Here is a 17567-nt window from a genome sequence, read left to right on the forward strand (position 1 = left end):
AGAATTTCCTGTTTAACTTCAAACGCTTAACTCGCTACGATCTCTCGTCAGCGGGAGGCTAATTCTACAGAACTTAACGTTGCTGTCAACTGCCTTTTTTCACCGCTGTCGATCTTTCGATCGAAGCATTCCGGCACTACCTGAAACATCTAACTCGTTGATTCTCAAGGAGTTTTCCGTTTCGACTGCGCCGGAAGTGGGGCGAATTATAGAGAGATTAAATCGGCCGTCAACCCTTAATTTGAAAAACCTTCAAATTAGTTTCGACGCCCCTCCCTCTATATAGAAGAAGGCCTTACTCGGCTTTCAGGGTGATACGCGCGAACGCCTTCTTGCCAGCCTGACAGACATGGGTGGCGCCGATAGCGAACATGAAGCCACGATCGACCACCTCACCGTCGACCTTCACGCTACCCGCCGCCAGCAGATCACGCGCAGCCGCCGAGTTCTTCACCAGACCTGCCTTATTAAGGATGGCGGAGATCGGCATATCTTCAGCCGCCAACACTTCCACTTCCGGCAGATCTTCCGGCAACTCGCCACCCTTCATGCGGTTGCCCGCTGCGCGGTGCGCATTGGCCGCGGCCTCTTCACCATGGAAGCGCGCAACAATCTCTTCGGCCAACTTGATCTTGATGTCGCGCGGGTTGGCACCCGCAGCCACATCAGCGCGGAAACCTTCGATCTCTTCCATCGAGCGGAAGCTGAGCAACTCGAAGTAACGCCACATCAGCGTGTCCGGAATCGAGACCAGCTTGCTGTACATCACCCCGGGTGCTTCCTGGATGCCGACATAGTTGCCCAGCGACTTGGACATCTTCTTCACACCATCCAGCCCTTCGAGCAATGGCATGGTGACAATGTTCTGCGCTTCCTGGCCGTAGCTGCGCTGCAACTCACGCCCCATCAACAGGTTGAACTTCTGATCGGTACCGCCCAGCTCGACATCGGCCTTCAAGGCAACCGAGTCATAACCCTGCACCAGCGGATAGAGGAACTCGTGAATGGCGATCGGCTGGTTACTGGTGTAGCGCTTGTCGAAGTCGTCACGCTCAAGCATGCGCGCCACGGTGTACTGCGATGCCAGGCGAATGAAATCGGCTGGCGTCAGCTGGTCCATCCAGGTGGAGTTAAACGCCACTTCGGTCTTGGCGGGATCGAGAATCTTGAACACCTGCTGTTTATAGGTCTCGGCATTGTCGAGCACCTGCTCACGCGTAAGCGGTGGACGCGTGGCACTTTTGCCACTCGGGTCGCCGATCATGCCGGTGAAGTCACCAATCAGGAAAATGACCTGATGGCCCAACTCCTGGAACTGGCGCAGCTTATTGATCAGCACGGTATGGCCCAGGTGCAGGTCAGGCGCCGTCGGGTCGAAACCCGCCTTGATCCGCAGTGGCTGCCCACGCTTGAGCTTCTCGACCAGCTCCGACTCGACCAGTACCTCTTCCGCACCACGCTTGATCAGCGCTAGCTGCTCTTCAACCGACTTCATAACAGACCCGTAAGGCTCAGATTCAAAGGGCTCCAACCATACAAGATCAGCCATCAAATACAAGTTCCGGGCCGCGATGTGACCCGATACCCGACTGATGACGTCTGCGCGCTTGCTTTGGAAGGGTTTTGGTTATATTTTATACAGTTATTTCATCTTCATCATGTCATTCATCTTTATCCATTTCATCTTTTTCAAAGTCAATTTGCCCATGACCAACGAACCGCCTAAAGCGCCCCCGCTTTATCCGAAGAGCCACCTGTTGGCCGCGAGCGGCATAGCCGCCCTGCTCAGTCTGGCCTTGCTGGTATTTCCTTCCAGCGAAGTAGAAGCCAAGAAAACAACCCTGAACCTCGAGCTGGAAACCCCGGTCGAGCAACTCAAACAGCAAGAAAACGCCCACCAGCAGGCCAACGAAGAGTCCGCGCCTTCGCCTTTCGCGCAGATCGACAACAGCGCCGAGCCGACCGAGGAAGCCGCCAAAACCGCAACACCGGCAACACCCAGCACCGCCAAAACCGAGCCAAGCCATCGCGAAGTGACTGTCGCACGCGGCGATACGCTGTCCACTTTGTTCGCCAAGGTTGGACTGCCAGCCACTGCCGTGCATGAGGTGCTGGCAGCCAACAAGCAAGCCAAGCAGTTCAGCCAGCTCAAGCATGGCCAGGTACTGGAAATCGAACTGGACAAGGACGGCCAACTGGCCAGCCTGCACAGCAAGGTCAGCGACCTGGAAACCATTCGCCTGACCAAGGGCGCAAACGGTTACGCGTTCAACCGTGAAGTCACCAAGCCCGTGGTGCGCTCGGCCTATGTCCATGGGGTGATCAAAAGCTCGTTGTCGGCCTCGGCCCAGCGTGCCGGCCTGAACCACAGCCTGACCATGGACATGGCCAGCATCTTCGGTTACGACATCGACTTCGCCCAGGATATTCGCCAGGGTGACGAGTTCGACGTGGTCTACGAACAAAAAGTGGCCAACGGTAAAGTCGTCGGCAATGGCAACATCCTTTCCGCGCGCTTCACCAACCGCGGCAAGAGCTACACCGCCGTTCGCTACACCAACAAAGCCGGCAACACCAGTTACTACACCGCCGACGGTAACAGCATGCGCAAGGCGTTCATCCGTACCCCGGTGGACTTTGCCCGCATCAGCTCACGCTTCTCAGCCGGCCGTAAACACCCGATCCTGAACAAGATCCGTGCGCACAAAGGTGTCGACTACGCGGCCCCGCGCGGCACCCCAATCAAGGCAGCGGGTGATGGCAAGGTCTTGCTTGCCGGGCGTCGTGGCGGCTACGGCAACACCGTGATCATCCAGCACGGCAATAGCTACCAGACCCTTTACGGGCACATGCAGGGCTTCGCCAAAGGCGTGAAAACCGGCGGTAGCGTCAAGCAGGGCCAGATCATCGGCTACATCGGCACTACTGGCCTGTCGACCGGCCCGCACCTGCACTATGAGTTCCAGGTCAATGGCGTTCACGTCGATCCGCTAGGCCAGAAGCTTCCCATGGCCGACCCGATCGCCAAGGCCGAACGCCAGCGCTTCATGCAGCAGAGCCAACCACTGATGGCACGCATGGACCAGGAAAAGGCCACCCTGCTCGCATCGAGCAAGCGCTGAGCCATGCCGCTCTACCTGGGAGTGATGTCCGGGACCAGCCTCGATGGCCTGGACATCGCCTTGATCGAACAGGGGGCGCGTCTTACGCTGCTCGCTACCCATTACATTCCAATGCCCGAGCCGTTGCGTGCGGCATTGCTCGGCCTGTGTGTCAGCGGCCCGGACGAAATCGCCAGGGCCGCGCTGGCCGAGGCCGAGTGGGTCAGGCTGGCCGCCGAGGGCATTGAACACCTCTTGCAGGCTCAGCAGCTCGCGCCAAGCGCCATCCGCGCCATCGGCAGCCACGGCCAGACCATCCGTCATGAGCCAGCGCGCGGTTTTACCGTGCAAATCGGCAACCCGGCACTACTGGCCGAGCTTACCGGCATCAGCGTGGTCGGCGACTTCCGCCGACGTGACGTCGCTGCTGGCGGCCAGGGTGCACCACTGGTCCCAGCCTTCCACGAAACGCTTTTCGAAACCCAGGGCGAACGCCTGGCGGTATTGAACGTAGGCGGCTTCAGCAACCTGAGTCTGATTGAGCGCGACCATCCGGTCAGGGGCTTCGACTGCGGTCCGGGCAATGTGCTGCTCGATGCCTGGATCAACGACAAGCACGGCCGCAGCTACGACGCCGGTGGCGCCTGGGCTGCCAGCGGCAAGGTGATCCCCGCGCTGCTGAACAGCCTGCTCGGCGACCGATTCTTTGCCGGCACCGGCCCGAAAAGCACCGGCCGTGAAGTGTTCAACCTGCCCTGGCTACGGCGACACCTGGCCCGGCAGCCGGCCTACGCCGATGAGGATGTGCAGGCCACGCTGCTCGAACTCACCGCACGCAGCATCGTCAGTTCCCTGCAAGCGGCTCAGCAGGACACTCAGGCGCTGCTGGTCTGCGGCGGTGGCGCGCACAACACGGCATTGATGAGCCGCCTGACCCAGTTGCTACCCAACGCCCGCGTCAGCAGTACGGCAGTCAGCGGGGTCGACCCGGACTGGGTCGAGGCCATGGCCTTCGCCTGGCTTGCGCATTGCTGCCTGGAGGGCATCGCCGGCAACCGGCCGAGCGTCACCGGCGCCAAGGGCCTACGGGTACTCGGCGCTATCTACCCGGCCTGATCGCACACAGCAAAACGCCGCGCATAAGCGCGGCGTTTTGCTGTAAAGCCCCGACCTCAGATCGAGAACGACGAGCCACAACCACAGGTGGTAGTAGCGTTCGGGTTCTTGATGACAAAGCGCGAGCCTTCCAGACCTTCCTGGTAGTCCACTTCGGCGCCTGCCAGATACTGGTAACTCATCGGATCGACCACCAGGGCCACGCCCTCGCGCTCGACAATGGTGTCGTCTTCAGCAACGTCTTCATCGAACGTGAAGCCGTACTGGAAGCCCGAGCAGCCGCCGCCTGTCACGAATACTCGCAACTTCAGGCGTTCGTTGCCCTCTTCATCGACCAGGGTCTTCACCTTGTGCGCGGCACCCTGCGTGAATTGCAAAGCCGTAGGGGTGAAGGATTCGACGCTCATGCTGACTATCTCCCGGCGCTATGCCGCCATAATGCGTGATGGCGTGCATTATCCGCTTCTCCGAGAAAATCGGTCAACAATAGAAGCGCCGACGTTAGTCGAGCAGCAGGCACAGGACCTGCCGCCCGAGCCACGGATTAAGGCAGCAGACCCGCGTGGGACAGACCCAGGCGCTCGTCCAGGCCAAAGAGGATGTTCAAGTTCTGCACCGCCTGGCCCGACGCGCCCTTGACCAGGTTGTCGATCACCGACAGCACCACCACCAGGTCGCCGCCCTGCGGCCGATGCACAGCAATACGGCAGACGTTGGCACCGCGCACACTACGGGTTTCCGGGTGGCTGCCGGCCGGCATGACGTCGACGAACGGTTCATTGGCGTAGCGTTTTTCGAACAGCGCCTGCAGGTCGACCGACGTATCGGCAACCGTGGCATACAGCGTGGAGTGGATGCCACGAATCATTGGCGTCAGGTGCGGCACAAAGGTCAGGCCCACATCGCTGCCGGCGGCACGGCGCAGGCCCTGGCGGATTTCCGGCAGGTGACGATGGCCCTTCACGGCATAGGCTTTCATGCTCTCGCCCGCCTCGCAGAACAGCGACCCCACCGCCGCACCACGGCCGGCACCGCTGACCCCGGACTTGCAGTCGGCGATCAGGCGCGAAGCATCGGCAATACCCGCCTCCAACAGTGGCAGGAAGCCCAGCTGGGTCGCCGTCGGATAGCAACCTGGCACGGCAATCAGACGTGCCTGGCGGATCTGTTCCCGGTTCACTTCGGGCAGACCATACACGGCGTCCTTGAGCAGCTCCGGGGCACCGTGCGGCTGGCCGTACCACTTGGCCCACTCATCGGCATCCTGCAGACGGAAGTCGGCCGACAGGTCGATCACCTTGGTGCCGGCAGCCAGCAGCTCACCGGCCAAGGCATGCGCCACCCCGTGCGGGGTGGCGAAGAACACCACATCGCAAGCGGCCAGGGTTTTCGTGTCAGGCACGCTGAAGGCCAAATTGTCGTAGTGACCGCGCAGGTTCGGGTACATATCGGCAACCGGCAGACCGGCTTCGGATCGCGAGGTAATGACCGCAACTTCCGCCTGCGGATGCTGCGCCAGCAGACGCAACAACTCGACACCGGTGTAACCCGTGCCGCCGACGATACCGACCTTGACCATGAACATGCCCCTTTCTACGAACCGACTGGAAAGCCACCGATAATATGGGCCCACGCGGTTGGTAACAACCGTTCTGATGACGGCTGAGCGCTCTAGCCACTACTATCTGACGACTGTGAACCCTGAAGGAACTAGAAAAATGCTGTATCTATGGATCAAAGCCCTGCACATCGTTAGCGTCGTGTGCTGGTTTGCCGGGCTGTTCTACCTGCCGCGCCTGTTCGTCTACCACGCCCAGAGCGAAGACCGCGTCAGCCGCGAACGCTTCGTCATCATGGAGCGCAAGCTTTACCGCGGCATCATGGGCCCGGCAATGATCGCCACCTTTGTCTTCGGTATCTGGCTGCTGAGCCTGGCACCCGGCTTCCTCAGCCAGGGCTGGATGCATGCCAAGCTGACCCTGATCGTGTTGCTGACCGGCTACCATCACATGTGCGGCGCCAACGTTAAGCGCTTTGCCCGCAATGAAAATACCCGCAGCCACACGTACTTCCGCTGGTTCAACGAAGTGCCGGTGGTGATCCTGCTGGGCATCGTCATTCTGGTTGTGGTCAAGCCGTTCTAATCGTAGTACCCCCACTTCGAGGAACCTCCATGTCTTTGCCTGCCCTGCTCGAACAACGCCTGCGACTGCCAGTGGTGGCCGCCCCCATGTTCTTGATCTCCAATCCACAGTTGGTGCTGGCGTGTTGCCGTAACGGTGTGGTGGGCAGCTTCCCGGCACTGAACCAACGTGACAGCGCCGGCTTCAAGGCCTGGCTGGAGGAAATCGAGACAGGCCTGGCCACGTTCGACAAACCGGCGCCATATGCCGTCAACCTGATCGTGCATGCGAGTAACCCACGCCTGCAGGCCGACCTGGCCTTGTGCGTCGAACACAAGGTGCCAATCGTCATCACCAGCCTGGGCGCAGTGAAAGAACTGGTAGATGCGGTGCACAGCTACGGGGGCCTGGTATTCCATGACGTAACGACCCGCCGGCATGCCGAAAAAGCCGCCGAAGCGGGCGTCGATGGGCTGATCGCCGTCGCTGCCGGGGCGGGTGGGCACGCCGGGACCTGGAGCCCGTTCGCCCTGCTCGCCGAAATCCGCCAGTGCTTCGACAAGACCGTGTTGCTGGCCGGCTGCCTGAACAGCGGCCACGAGATCCTCGCCGCCCAGTTGCTGGGCGCCGACCTGGCCTACATGGGCACCCATTTCATCGCCAGCCACGAAAGCCTGGCGCCGCCCGCCTACAAGGAAATGCTACTGGCCGCCAAGGCCGCCGACATCATCCATACCCCGGCAGTCTCCGGCGTGCCGGCCAGTTTCATGCGCCAGAGCCTGGAGCAGGCTGGCTACGACATGACCGCGCTCAAGGGCAAAGGCGCCGAAACCAAACTCAAACCGCTCGACGACGAAGCCAAGGCCTGGAAGACCGTCTGGTCCGCGGGCCAGGGCGCTGGCGGTATCGACCGGGAACTGTCGGTCGATGCACTGATCGCCCGCCTGGATGCCGAGTACCGCCGTGCATTCGAACGCACTGCAATCATCAAGCAAGGTTGGTCGCGCTGAACCCAGCCGGGGAGAGCCTTTCACGCGGCCAATCTGTAAACTAGTCGCCATGCCATGAGCGGCCCCTTTACCTGGAGAACTGCATGTCCCGTTACGCCATGATCACCGGTGCGTCCAGCGGTCTGGGCCTGGCACTGGCCGAAGCCCTGGCGCGCCGTGGACGTAACCTGATCCTGGTGTCGCGCCAGCGCGACGAGCTGGAGCCGATTGCCATCGAGCTGACCCAACGTTTTGGTGTCGAGGTGCTGTTCCGGGCCTGCGACCTGGGCGAACCACTGCGCCTGTCCGGGTTCCTGCTGGAACTGGAGGAAGGCGAACGCCAGATCGATCTGCTGGTCAATTGCGCCGGTATACGTTCCTACGGGCATTTCCTGGCCCAAGAGTGGGCCGACGAGCAGGACCTGATTGAAATCAACATCCTCGCCCTCACCCGCCTGTGCCACGCCCTGGGCAACGCGATGGCCGTCCAGGGCGGCGGGCAGATCCTCAATGTCGCCTCGCTGGCGGCTTTTGCCCCTGGGCCGTGGATGAGCACCTATGCGGCGAGCAAAGCCTACGTGCTGCATTTCTCCGAAGGCTTGCGCGAAGAGCTCAAACGCACCGGCATCAAGGTTTCGGTACTGTGCCCCGGTCCGGTTCGCTCGGCCAAGCGCAACATTGCGCGGCTGAGCAAGGGCAAACGCTGCCTGAGCCCGGAAGAAGTCGCCCTGTACACGGTGCGGGCACTGGACAAGAACCGTGCGGTCATCATTCCCGGCCGACGCAACCGCTGGCTGGCCTTCAGCCCGCGGCTGCTGTCGCGCTGGGTCGCGCGCAAGCTGGCCGGCGCCATCAACCAGGCCTATTGCCCGCGCTGAGGCCAATCGACACTGGGCGCCGCGGCACGGGCTGAGTACACTCAGCCGACCACTACCATGGAGCTAGCGTTGTGGAAACTCTGTTCACCAAGATCATCAACCGGGAAATTCCCGCGAAGATCATTTACGAGGACGACCAGGTTCTGGCGTTCCACGATATTGCCCCGCAGGCGCCGGTGCACTTCCTGGTTATCCCCAAGAAGCCGATCCGCACCCTCAACGACCTGACCGAGGAAGACAAAGGCCTGGCCGGCCACATCCTGTTCACCGCACAGCGCCTGGCCAAGGAGCTGGGCTGTGAAGACGGTTTCCGCGTGGTCATGAACTGCAACGAACTGGGTGGCCAGACCGTCTACCACATCCACATGCACGTACTCGGTCAGCGCCAGATGCACTGGCCGCCGGGCTGATCCAGCGCAAGCCCTGTCATAAGGTTTGGGTTAAACTGTCGGGCACATTCTTGCGGAGGTGCCCGATGGCTACCGAACGTCAATACTCGCCGCTCGACCGCTTGTTGCTGCAGGCCGACACCGCCATGCGCACCTTGCTGCCCTTTAGTGGCCAACCGGCCCGGCCATCGCCGGCCATCGTCCAGCCCGATGCCGAACTCGACGACCAGCAAACCCGTCACGTCGCCGGTCTCATGCGCATTAACCATACCGGTGAGGTCTGCGCCCAGGCGCTGTATCAGGGCCAGGCCCTGACCGCCAAGCTACCGCAGGTACGCAAGGCAATGGAGCACGCCGCCGAAGAAGAAATCGACCACCTGGCCTGGTGCGAACAGCGCATTCGCCAGCTCGGCAGCCATCCGAGCGTGCTCAACCCCCTGTTCTATGGCATGTCTTTCGGTATCGGCGCCGTCGCCGGGCTGATCAGCGACAAGGTCAGCCTGGGTTTTGTCGCCGCCACCGAGCACCAGGTGTGCAAACACCTCGACGAGCACCTGGAGCAGATCCCGGCCGAAGACGAAAAATCGCGGGCGATTCTCGAGCAAATGCGCATCGATGAAGCACACCACGCCGAGTCTGCCCTCGACGCCGGCGGCTTCCGCTTCCCGGCCCCGGTCAAGTTCGGCATGAGCCTGATGGCCAAGGTCATGACCAAAAGTACCTACCGCATCTGAGGCCGACCGCCATGACGGAACGCTTTGACGCCAAGGACCTGGCCCGCGCCGTCGAAGCAGGCGTTCTGAACCCCGGCCAGGACCAGGCCCTGCTGGCGTTCCTCAAGCGCCAGCCGGCACAACAGGCCAGTTTCCAGCTGGCCCATGTGGCGTTCTACTTCGGCGCCTTGCTGATCATGGCCGCCATGGGCTGGCTGCTCAGCGAGGCCTGGATGCGGGTCGGCGACACGGCGCTGCTGCTGATCGCCCTGCTCTATATCGGCGCATTGACCCTCGGCGGCCTGCTGTTGCAGCGCCGTGGTCAGTTTATCCCGGCCGGCGTGCTCGGTGCCGTGGCCGTCAGCATCGTGCCGTTGGCGGTGTTCGCCATCGAGCGCCTCACCGGCGTCTGGCCGCTGGACGACAGCCAGGGCGACTACCACAACTATTACACCTATGTGCAAGGCGGCTGGTTGCTGATGGAAGCGGCGACCGTGCTGGTCGGGCTGTTGATGCTGCGGCTGATCCCGTTCCCGTTCATCGTCATGCCGATTGCCCTGGCGTTGTGGTTCATGTCGATGGACCTGACCGAATGGGTGCACGGTAACGAATTCGGCTGGGAGCAACGCCAACAGGTTTCGCTGTGGTTCGGTGTGGCGCTGCTCCTGGTGTTTCTCGGCATCGACGGCCGCACCCGCAAGGATTACGCCTTCTGGGGCTACCTGGCCGGGCTGCTGGCGTTCTGGGGCGCATTGACCTCGATGAACAGCGACAACGAATTCGGCAAGGCCATGTATTGCCTGATCAACCTGGGCCTGATGGCCCTGGCGGTGCTGTTGCGACGGCCGATGTTCATGGTCTTCGGCGCGCTTGGGGTAGCGGCCTACCTGGGCTACCTGTCGTACGACGTGTTTGCCGATTCGTTGCTGTTCCCGGTGGTGCTGACGTTGATCGGCCTGGGCGTGATTGCCCTCGGCCTGCTCTACCAGAAGTATCGCGAGCCGTTGAGCGCGCGCTTGCGCGCGCTGCTGCCAGACGGGCTGCTACGGGCCTTGCCGGGCTTGCGTCGCTGATGCGCCGGTTATTCACCCGCGTGCTGCAAAGCCTGGGCCTGGCACTGGTCGGCTATCTCTATGTGTGTTTATCCAGCGCCCGTCTCGCCAATGAGGCGTTTACCCTGGAGCTGCCTTACCTGGGCGAACCACAATCGAGCAGCACAGTGGAACTGCTGATCTTCTCCGCCCCCGGCATGCTGCTGTTCGTGCTGCTGGGAAGCCTAGTGCGCCGCCACCTGGCGCTCATCGCGGCGTTCATCAGCCTGGCCAGCGCCAGTGCGTTCCTGTTGTGCCAGCTATTCGCCGAAAGCGCCGGCGCCACCTGGTCGTCAGTGGAAATCGTCATGCTGTTTGCTTACCAGTTGCCCTGGCTGCTGCTGGCGTTGCTGCCCGGATTGATCTGGTTGCTGGCGCTGGAGCGCTGGCCCGGCCGCAAGTACCCAGACTACGCATAAAAAAGGGGCCCCGATCGGGCCCCTTGTCACACGCAGCATCGCTCAACCGAGTTCAACGATCTCGTAGTCATGGGTGATCTCAACGCCTGCGCGGCCGAGCATGATCGACGCCGAGCAGTATTTCTCGGCCGACAGTTCGACGGCACGCTTGACCTGGGCGTCCTTCAAGCCACGGCCTTTGACCACAAAACGCAGGTGAATCTTGGTGAACACCTTCGGGTCTTCGCTGGCGCGCTCGGCTTCGAGGAAAGCCTCACAGCTTTCTACCGCCTGACGGGATTTCTTCAGGATGCTGACCACGTCGAAGTTGCTGCAACCGCCCAGCCCGAGCAACAGCATTTCCATTGGCCGCACGCCCAGGTTGCGCCCACCGCTTTCCGGCGGACCGTCCATCACCACGACATGGCCACTACCCGATTCGCCAAGAAACATGGCTTCGCCCGCCCACTGGATACGCGCCTTCATCACCCGGACTCCCTTGCACTAAAAAGGTTGCCAGCTTAGACCCTGTGGGCACGTCGGAAAAGGCTAAGCGTTCGAGTAAATTTGCCGATACAGCGAGAAGTGTCTGATAAGCTGACGCCAAATCGCTGGCGCCTGGCGCCAGACCGCCGATAAAAATGCTCACGCGCCGCGTCATTCCGGGACTAGCCATGGTTGCCTCAAGCCTTCCAGCCAAGATCAAGAATATCGACAAGTTGCTCGCCCACTGCCAGCGCCGGCGTTATCCGGCCAAGAGCAACATCATTTGCGCCGGCGATCGCGCCGAAACCTTGTCGTTCATCGTCAAAGGGTCGGTCACCATCCTGATCGAGGATGATGAAGGCCACGAGATGATCATCGCTTACCTCAACAGTGGCGACTTCTTCGGCGAACTGGGACTGTTCGAGCCCAACGGTCAGGAACACCAGCGCAGTGCCTGGGTGCGGGCAAAGACCGAATGCGAAGTGGCCGAGATCAGCTACGACAAGTTCCGCGAGCTGGCCCGCCAGGAGCCGGAGATTCTCTACGCCCTCGGCAGCCAGATGGCGCAGCGCCTGCGCAACACCACGCGCAAGGTCGGCGACCTGGCGTTCTTCGATGTGACCGGGCGGGTGGCGCGCTGCCTGCTGGAACTGTGCAAGCAGCCGGACGCGATGACCCATCCCGACGGCATGCAGATCAAGATCACCCGCCAGGAAATCGGCCGCATCGTCGGTTGTTCGCGGGAGATGGTCGGCCGCGTACTCAAGGATCTCGAGGAGCGCAGCCTGGTCAACGTCAAAGGCAAGACCATGGTGGTGTTCGGCACCCGCTAATCGCGGGCGATACCGGCGATCACCGTAGCGTAGGCCTGGGTCAGGCGCTCCAGCAGTGGCGCCGCCGGCACCACTTCATGCAGCGCGATATGGCTGTCGGCCAGGCAACGCTGCTCCAGCGCGCAGCACTCATTGAAGCGGTTGACCGCCGCGACCATCGACTCACGCTCGTTATCCAGCAGCAGTGCACCGTGCACCAGCACCACCGGCCGCTTGCCACCCAGACCCTGGCGCCAGCGCTGGGCCGTGCCCACCAGCTTGCGGCCGTTGAGATTGACGTTGTAGCGACCATCGCAGAACGCACCCTCAATCTCGCCCACCGACGCCATCCCACCCCATTCGCGCAACACCTCACAGAGCGGCTGACACAGCCGCTCGTAGGCATTTTCAATCCGGTTGTGGTCGCCTTCGCTACGCGGCGCCACATACACCAGCGCCACATTGATCACCGCCGGCGATTGCGGCACCGGCTCGCCGCCGGTTTCGCGCAACAGCACCGGCCAGCCCGCAATGGCCAACTCGGCACAGGCGGCCTCGAAGCCGTCCAGCCGGCTCATCCGCCGCGGCATCACCAGGGCATGGTCAGTGGGTTGCCAGAACAACAGGCCGTAGTCCTTTTCGCCCTTGCACACGGCAGACAGCAGATCCTGCTCGGCCTGCAGGCCGGCTTCGACGGTGACGGCAACAGCGTGATCGGTCATTGCATCAATCCTTGGCTACAAAAAAGCCGGCAACGCCGGCTTTCGGAGGAACGCTTCAGTCCAGGCCTTGCAGCACATTCGGCGCACTGCGCTCGGGGAAGAACAGTCGCTGCAGTTCCAGCCCCGGATGCTCGGCGCGCATGAAGGCTTCGCCGACCAGGAACGAATACACCTCGTTGATTTCCATCAGCTCGACATCGGCGCGGTTGAGGATGCCGCTTTCAGTGATGGCCAGACGCTCGCGGGGGATACGCGGCAGCAGGTCGAGGGTAGTTTCCAGGCTTACGTCGAAGGTATGCAGGTTGCGGTTATTGACCCCTACCAACGGTGTGTCGAGGGTCTTCAGGGCGCGCTCCAGCTCATCGCCATCGTGCACTTCCACCAGCACGTCGAGGCCGACGCTCTTGGCGGTAGCCGCCAGCTCGGCCATCTTCACATCATCCAGCGCAGAGACGATCAGCAGCACGCAGTCGGCGCCCAGGGCGCGGGATTCGACGATCTGGTACGGGTCAATCATGAAGTCCTTGCGGATCACCGGCAACGAACAAGCAGCGCGCGCTTGCTGCAGGTAGATGTCGGCGCCCTGGAAGTAATCGACATCGGTCAGCACCGACAGACAGGTTGCCCCACCCTTCGCGTAGCTGACGGCGATCTCGGCCGGCACGAAGTGCTCGCGGATCACGCCCTTGCTCGGCGAGGCTTTCTTGATCTCGGCGATCACCGCCGGCTGCTTGCGCTTGGCCTGCTCGATCAGGGCATTGGCAAAGCCGCGCGGCGCATCCGCCGCGGCAGCCATGCGCTCCAGTTCGGCGAGGCTGACCCGGGCGCTGCGCTCGGCCACTTCCTGCACCTTGCGGGCGAGGATATTTTCCAGAACCGTCGGCACACTCATCCTTCATTCTCCTGCTTGAATACCGCGGTAAACGCGCCCAGTTCTTCGAGTTTTTCCCGGGCCAGGCCGGTGTGCAGTGCGTCATGGGCCAACTCGACGCCTTGTTTGAGGGTCATCGCATGGTCGGCGGCATACAACGCCGCACCCGCGTTGAGCACGATCATCTCGGCGGCCTTCTGACCGATTTCGGTTTTGCGTCGCCCGAGCGCATCGCGGATCAGCTCCAGCGATTTTTCCGGGCTTTCCACCGCCAGGCCATGCAGGCTCTGGCTTTTCATGCCGAGGTCTTCCGGCTCGACCCAATATTCGCTGATTTCGCCGTGCTTCAGCTCGGCAACAAAAGTCGGCGCGGCCAGGCTGAACTCGTCCAGGCCATCCTTGGAGTGCACCACCAGCACGTGCTTGCTACCCATACGCTGGAGCACTTCGGCCAATGGCCGGCAGAGGGCCTGAGCAAACACGCCGACCACCTGGTGCTTGACCCCGGCCGGATTCGTAAGCGGACCGAGCATGTTGAACAGGGTGCGCAGGCCGAGATCGCGACGCGGGCCGGCCGCATGCTTCATGGCACTGTGGTGGGTCTGGGCAAACATGAAACCGATACCGACGCTGTCGATGCAGCGGCCAACCTGAACTGGGGTCAGGTTCAGGTAGATACCGGCCGCTTCGAGCAAGTCGGCACTGCCACTCTTGCCTGATACCGCGCGGTTGCCATGCTTGGCCACGGTGCAGCCGGCGGCGGCAACGACGAACGCCGAAGCGGTGGAAACGTTGAAAATGTTCGCACCATCGCCGCCGGTGCCGACCACGTCGACCACGCCATCGAGGGTATTCAGCTCGACCTTGTCGGCCAGCTCACGCATCACCGAGACGGCACCGACGATCTCGTCGATGCTCTCGCTCTTCATGCGCATGCCCATCAGGAAGGCACCGATCTGCGCCTCCGTGCACTGGCCCGTCATGATCTGGCGCATCACGTCGCGCATTTCTTCGGTGGAAAGGTCCAACTGACCGACGATCCGGGCCAGCGCGCTCTTGATATCCATGATCGATCCTTAGCGGTGGCCGCCGGTCTGTTTGAGGAAGTTGGCGAACAGCTCGTGGCCCTGCTCGGTGAGGATCGACTCGGGGTGGAACTGCACCCCTTCGATATTCAGCGTCTTGTGGCGCAGGCCCATGATCTCGTCGACCGAACCGTCTTCAAGGGTGGTCCAGGCGGTCACTTCCAAACACTCGGGCAGGCTTTCGCGCTTGACCACCAGCGAGTGGTAGCGGGTGACGGTCAGCGGGTTGTTCAGACCGGCGAAAACGCCAAGGTCACGGTGCAACACCGGGCTGGTCTTGCCGTGCATCACCTGGCGGGCACGCACCACGTCACCGCCAAAGGCCTGGCCGATGGACTGGTGGCCCAGGCAAACGCCGAGGATCGGCAGCTTGCCGGCAAAGTGCAGGATGGCGTCGATGGACACCCCGGCTTCGCTGGGGGTGCAAGGGCCCGGGGAAACGACGATGCGTTCCGGCTGCAGGGCTTCGATCTCGGCGATGGTCAGTTCGTCGTTGCGAATGACCTTGACCGCTGCACCCAGCTCGCCAAGGTATTGCACGACGTTGTAGGTAAAGGAATCGTAGTTGTCGATCATCAGTAACATCGGGGGTCTACCTCTTGAATCTACTGACTTTGAATTCACGCCTTCCGTTGCTGGCAACATGCGCACCAGCCCTGCACGACGCGGCAACTGCCGACAGCGACATCAGGTGGAACCACTCGGAAAGGCAAAACGGTAACGGGCCGGTCGGGCCGGCTAGAGATAAAGTCAGGCGCGCCAACGCCAACGGGCGTGGGCCTTGATAACGCGCATCAAGAGTTTGCTGACGATCAACACGGGGAAGGTCTCGTTCATACGTGTCCGCACAGTAGCCTACCGACGCGGCGGGTGCAATATGGCCAAGGCCGCCAGCCGCCCAACGAAATCTTCCAGATAGGCGCAACTTTGCGGAGGTCTTCTGGCTTCGTCCGATAAAAATAAAGAAAAAGGATCTTTTCGATGCAGAAGTGCGCCCGCTTTGCCCTCGCCAGCCTGGCCCTGCCGTGCCGCCAGGCGTTTGCGCCCCCTTCCCTTACTCGACCATGATCGTATTTGGCGACAGCCTCGCCGATGCCGGACAATTTCCCGACCAGGCAGGCCCGCCCGCTAGCACCAAGATGACCGCCAGGACCTGACCCTGACCGGCAACAACCGGCAGAGCAACCTGGCGTTAAGCCTGGACTTCTGCTCGGAGGGAAACGGCGCTCAGGACAAGCGCCGTGAACTTCGCCCTGACGGGCTCAGCTACGCGGGGTCTGCTCGGCCAGCGCCACGGCACGGAACATCGCACGACGCTTGTTCAGGGTTTCTTCCCATTCCAGCGCCGGCACCGAGTCGGCGACGATGCCGCCACCGGCCTGCACGTGCAGCTCGCCGTCCTTGATCACCGCGGTACGGATGGCAATGGCGGTATCCATGTTGCCGTTCCACGCCAGGTAACCCACCGCCCCGCCATAGACGCCGCGCTTGACCGGTTCGAGCTCGTCGATGATTTCCATCGCGCGGATCTTCGGCGCTCCCGAGAGGGTGCCGGCCGGCAGAATCGCGCGCAGTGCGTCCATCGCGCTGAGGCCCTGCTTGAGCTGGCCGGTGACGTTGGAAACAATGTGCATGACGTTGGAATAACGCTCGATGACCATCTTCTCGGTGACCTTCACCGTGCCGGTCTCGGACACCCGACCGGTGTCGTTACGGCCCAGGTCGATGAGCATCAGGTGCTCGGCGATTTCCTTGTCGTCGGACAGCAGGTCTTCTTCCAGCGCGCGGTCGGCCTCTTCGCTGGCCCCGCGTGGCCGAGTGCCGGCGATCGGACGCACGGTGACCAGGTTGTCCTCGACGCGTACCAGCACTTCTGGCGAACTGCCGACCACATGGAAGTCGCCAAAGTTGAAGAAGTACATGTACGGCGTCGGGTTGAAGCAGCGCAATGCCCGGTACAGGTCGATCGGCGCGGCTTTGAAATCGATGGACATTCGCTGCGACGGCACCACCTGCATGCAGTCGCCGGCAAGGATGTATTCCTTGATGGTGTCGACCGCGCGCTCGTAGTCCGCCTGGGTGAAACTGGAGCGGAAGTTCGGCTCGGCGGCAGTCTGGCCGGCCAGGTCGAGGCCGCGGCGCGGGGTGATCGGCTGGCGCAGTTGCTCAAGCAGCGCTTGCAGACGCGCCTGGCCTTTTTCGTAGGCCTGCTCCTGCGACGGATCGGCCAGCACGATGGCGTGCATCTTGCCGGCCAGGTTGTCGAACACCACCACCGCGTCGGAGACCATCAGCAGGATGTCCGGCACGCCCAGCGGATCCGGGTTCGGGCATTTGCCCAGGCGCTTTTCCACATAGCGTACGCAGTCGTAGCCAAAGTAACCCACCAGGCCACCGTTGAAGCGCGGCAGACCGGCGATGCTCGGGACGTTGTAGCGTTCCTTGAACGACTCGACGAAGGCCAGCGGATCGTCCACCTCGTGGCGCTCGATCTCGACGCCGTCATGGGTAATTCGCACCTGGTGGTCATGCACGCGCAGCACCGTGCGGCAGGGCAGGCCGATGATCGAGTAACGGCCCCACTTCTCGCCGCCCTGCACCGATTCGAGCAGGTAGGAGTTGGGCTGGTCGGCCAGTTTCAGGTAGATCGACAGCGGCGTATCGAAGTCGGCCAGGGTCTCGCAGGCCAAAGGAATACGGTTGTAGCCGGCAGCGGCCAGGCGCAGGAATTCTTCGCGGGTCATGATAGCCTCGTGGCATTGGGGCAATAGGTCGGACGAGCAAACGTGCCGG

19 protein-coding genes and 1 pseudogene are annotated in these 17567 nt (G+C 62.0%); 11 read left to right on the top strand and 9 right to left on the bottom strand.

Annotated elements, in window-relative coordinates; all coding sequences use genetic code 11:
• Positions 1 to 295: 295 nt before the first annotated feature.
• On the bottom strand, positions 296 to 1495 hold the full coding sequence (tyrS, locus tag DCO48_RS17480) for a tyrosine--tRNA ligase (RefSeq protein WP_116551864.1): 1200 nt from the start codon (positions 1493 to 1495) through the stop codon (positions 296 to 298).
• Between the two features lie 211 nt (positions 1496 to 1706).
• Here tyrS and DCO48_RS17485 point away from each other — a divergent pair, with 211 nt between their 5' ends.
• Both DCO48_RS17485 and DCO48_RS17490 read left to right on the top strand, forming a co-directional pair.
• Positions 1707 to 3122 (top strand): OapA family protein, encoded by a 1416-nt coding sequence (locus DCO48_RS17485; RefSeq protein ID WP_116551865.1) that lies wholly within the window; start codon positions 1707 to 1709, stop codon positions 3120 to 3122.
• Positions 3123 to 3125: 3 nt separating this feature from the next.
• On the top strand, positions 3126 to 4217 hold the full coding sequence (locus tag DCO48_RS17490) for an anhydro-N-acetylmuramic acid kinase (protein WP_116551866.1): 1092 nt from the start codon (positions 3126 to 3128) through the stop codon (positions 4215 to 4217).
• A 56-nt stretch (positions 4218 to 4273) separates the two neighbouring features.
• Here DCO48_RS17490 and erpA read toward each other — a convergent pair whose 3' ends face one another.
• Both erpA and argC read right to left on the bottom strand, forming a co-directional pair.
• The gene (erpA, locus tag DCO48_RS17495) at positions 4274 to 4624 is read right to left on the bottom strand and encodes an iron-sulfur cluster insertion protein ErpA (RefSeq protein WP_116551867.1); all 351 of its coding nucleotides are present in this window, start codon (positions 4622 to 4624) and stop codon (positions 4274 to 4276) included.
• A 137-nt stretch (positions 4625 to 4761) separates the two neighbouring features.
• Entirely contained in the window at positions 4762 to 5796 is a 1035-nt protein-coding gene (gene argC, locus DCO48_RS17500) for an N-acetyl-gamma-glutamyl-phosphate reductase (RefSeq protein ID WP_116551921.1), read from the bottom strand.
• Between the two features lie 139 nt (positions 5797 to 5935).
• Between argC and hemJ the strand changes: the two genes are divergently transcribed.
• The 7 genes from hemJ to DCO48_RS17535 all read left to right on the top strand — a co-directional run bounded on the left by hemJ (position 5936) and on the right by DCO48_RS17535 (position 10819).
• Positions 5936 to 6361, top strand: coding sequence for a protoporphyrinogen oxidase HemJ (gene hemJ / locus DCO48_RS17505; RefSeq protein WP_116551868.1), 426 nt, complete (start codon positions 5936 to 5938; stop codon positions 6359 to 6361).
• A gap of 29 nt (positions 6362 to 6390) precedes the next feature.
• Entirely contained in the window at positions 6391 to 7350 is a 960-nt protein-coding gene (locus DCO48_RS17510) for a nitronate monooxygenase family protein (RefSeq protein ID WP_116551869.1), read from the top strand.
• A gap of 83 nt (positions 7351 to 7433) precedes the next feature.
• Positions 7434 to 8207 (top strand): SDR family oxidoreductase, encoded by a 774-nt coding sequence (locus DCO48_RS17515; protein WP_116551870.1) that lies wholly within the window; start codon positions 7434 to 7436, stop codon positions 8205 to 8207.
• A gap of 71 nt (positions 8208 to 8278) precedes the next feature.
• Complete coding sequence (locus tag DCO48_RS17520) at positions 8279 to 8617, top strand: histidine triad nucleotide-binding protein (protein ID WP_028942126.1); 339 nt, start codon at positions 8279 to 8281, stop codon at positions 8615 to 8617.
• 65 nt (positions 8618 to 8682) lie between these two features.
• Positions 8683 to 9330, top strand: a complete 648-nt coding sequence (gene coq7, locus DCO48_RS17525) for a 2-polyprenyl-3-methyl-6-methoxy-1,4-benzoquinone monooxygenase (protein WP_116551871.1) — start codon at positions 8683 to 8685, stop codon at positions 9328 to 9330.
• Between the two features lie 11 nt (positions 9331 to 9341).
• Positions 9342 to 10382, top strand: a complete 1041-nt coding sequence (locus DCO48_RS17530) for a DUF2157 domain-containing protein (RefSeq protein WP_116551872.1) — start codon at positions 9342 to 9344, stop codon at positions 10380 to 10382.
• Positions 10382 to 10819 carry a hypothetical protein gene (locus tag DCO48_RS17535; RefSeq protein WP_116551873.1) on the top strand — a complete coding sequence of 146 codons (438 nt, stop codon included), beginning with the start codon at positions 10382 to 10384 and terminating at the stop codon, positions 10817 to 10819. The genes DCO48_RS17530 and DCO48_RS17535 overlap by 1 nt, the downstream gene beginning before the upstream one ends.
• Before the next feature lie 42 nt (positions 10820 to 10861).
• On the opposite strand, the gene DCO48_RS17540 is transcribed toward DCO48_RS17535, so the two are convergent.
• Positions 10862 to 11284 (bottom strand): OsmC family protein, encoded by a 423-nt coding sequence (locus DCO48_RS17540; protein WP_116551874.1) that lies wholly within the window; start codon positions 11282 to 11284, stop codon positions 10862 to 10864.
• A 188-nt stretch (positions 11285 to 11472) separates the two neighbouring features.
• Here DCO48_RS17540 and crp point away from each other — a divergent pair, with 188 nt between their 5' ends.
• Entirely contained in the window at positions 11473 to 12117 is a 645-nt protein-coding gene (crp, locus tag DCO48_RS17545) for a cAMP-activated global transcriptional regulator CRP (protein WP_116551875.1), read from the top strand.
• On the opposite strand, the gene DCO48_RS17550 is transcribed toward crp, so the two are convergent.
• From DCO48_RS17550 to DCO48_RS17565, 4 genes are read right to left on the bottom strand one after another with little or no spacing between them, the layout of a single operon-like run.
• Positions 12114 to 12818, bottom strand: a complete 705-nt coding sequence (locus DCO48_RS17550; protein ID WP_116551876.1) for a lipoate--protein ligase family protein — start codon at positions 12816 to 12818, stop codon at positions 12114 to 12116. The two genes, crp and DCO48_RS17550, sit on opposite strands and share 4 nt — an antisense overlap.
• Before the next feature lie 55 nt (positions 12819 to 12873).
• A complete protein-coding gene (trpC, locus tag DCO48_RS17555; RefSeq protein WP_116551877.1) occupies positions 12874 to 13710 on the bottom strand; it encodes an indole-3-glycerol phosphate synthase TrpC in 837 nt (278 codons plus the stop codon).
• Positions 13707 to 14756 (bottom strand): anthranilate phosphoribosyltransferase, encoded by a 1050-nt coding sequence (gene trpD, locus DCO48_RS17560; RefSeq protein WP_116551878.1) that lies wholly within the window; start codon positions 14754 to 14756, stop codon positions 13707 to 13709. Before trpD ends, trpC begins: the two co-directional genes overlap by 4 nt.
• A gap of 9 nt (positions 14757 to 14765) precedes the next feature.
• Positions 14766 to 15359, bottom strand: coding sequence for an aminodeoxychorismate/anthranilate synthase component II (locus DCO48_RS17565; protein WP_116551879.1), 594 nt, complete (start codon positions 15357 to 15359; stop codon positions 14766 to 14768).
• 404 nt (positions 15360 to 15763) lie between these two features.
• On the opposite strand from DCO48_RS17565, the pseudogene DCO48_RS23015 reads away from it, so the two are divergent.
• Positions 15764 to 15910, top strand: a pseudogene (locus DCO48_RS23015) (hypothetical protein); the annotation flags it as partial.
• A gap of 126 nt (positions 15911 to 16036) precedes the next feature.
• Here the strand turns inward: DCO48_RS23015 and trpE are convergent.
• On the bottom strand, positions 16037 to 17518 hold the full coding sequence (gene trpE, locus DCO48_RS17570) for an anthranilate synthase component I (protein WP_116551880.1): 1482 nt from the start codon (positions 17516 to 17518) through the stop codon (positions 16037 to 16039).
• Between the last annotated feature and the right edge of the window lie 49 nt (positions 17519 to 17567).

This window comes from Pseudomonas sp. SDI, from assembly GCF_003105155.1.
In the GTDB taxonomy this organism is placed as follows: Bacteria; Pseudomonadota; Gammaproteobacteria; order Pseudomonadales; family Pseudomonadaceae; genus Aquipseudomonas.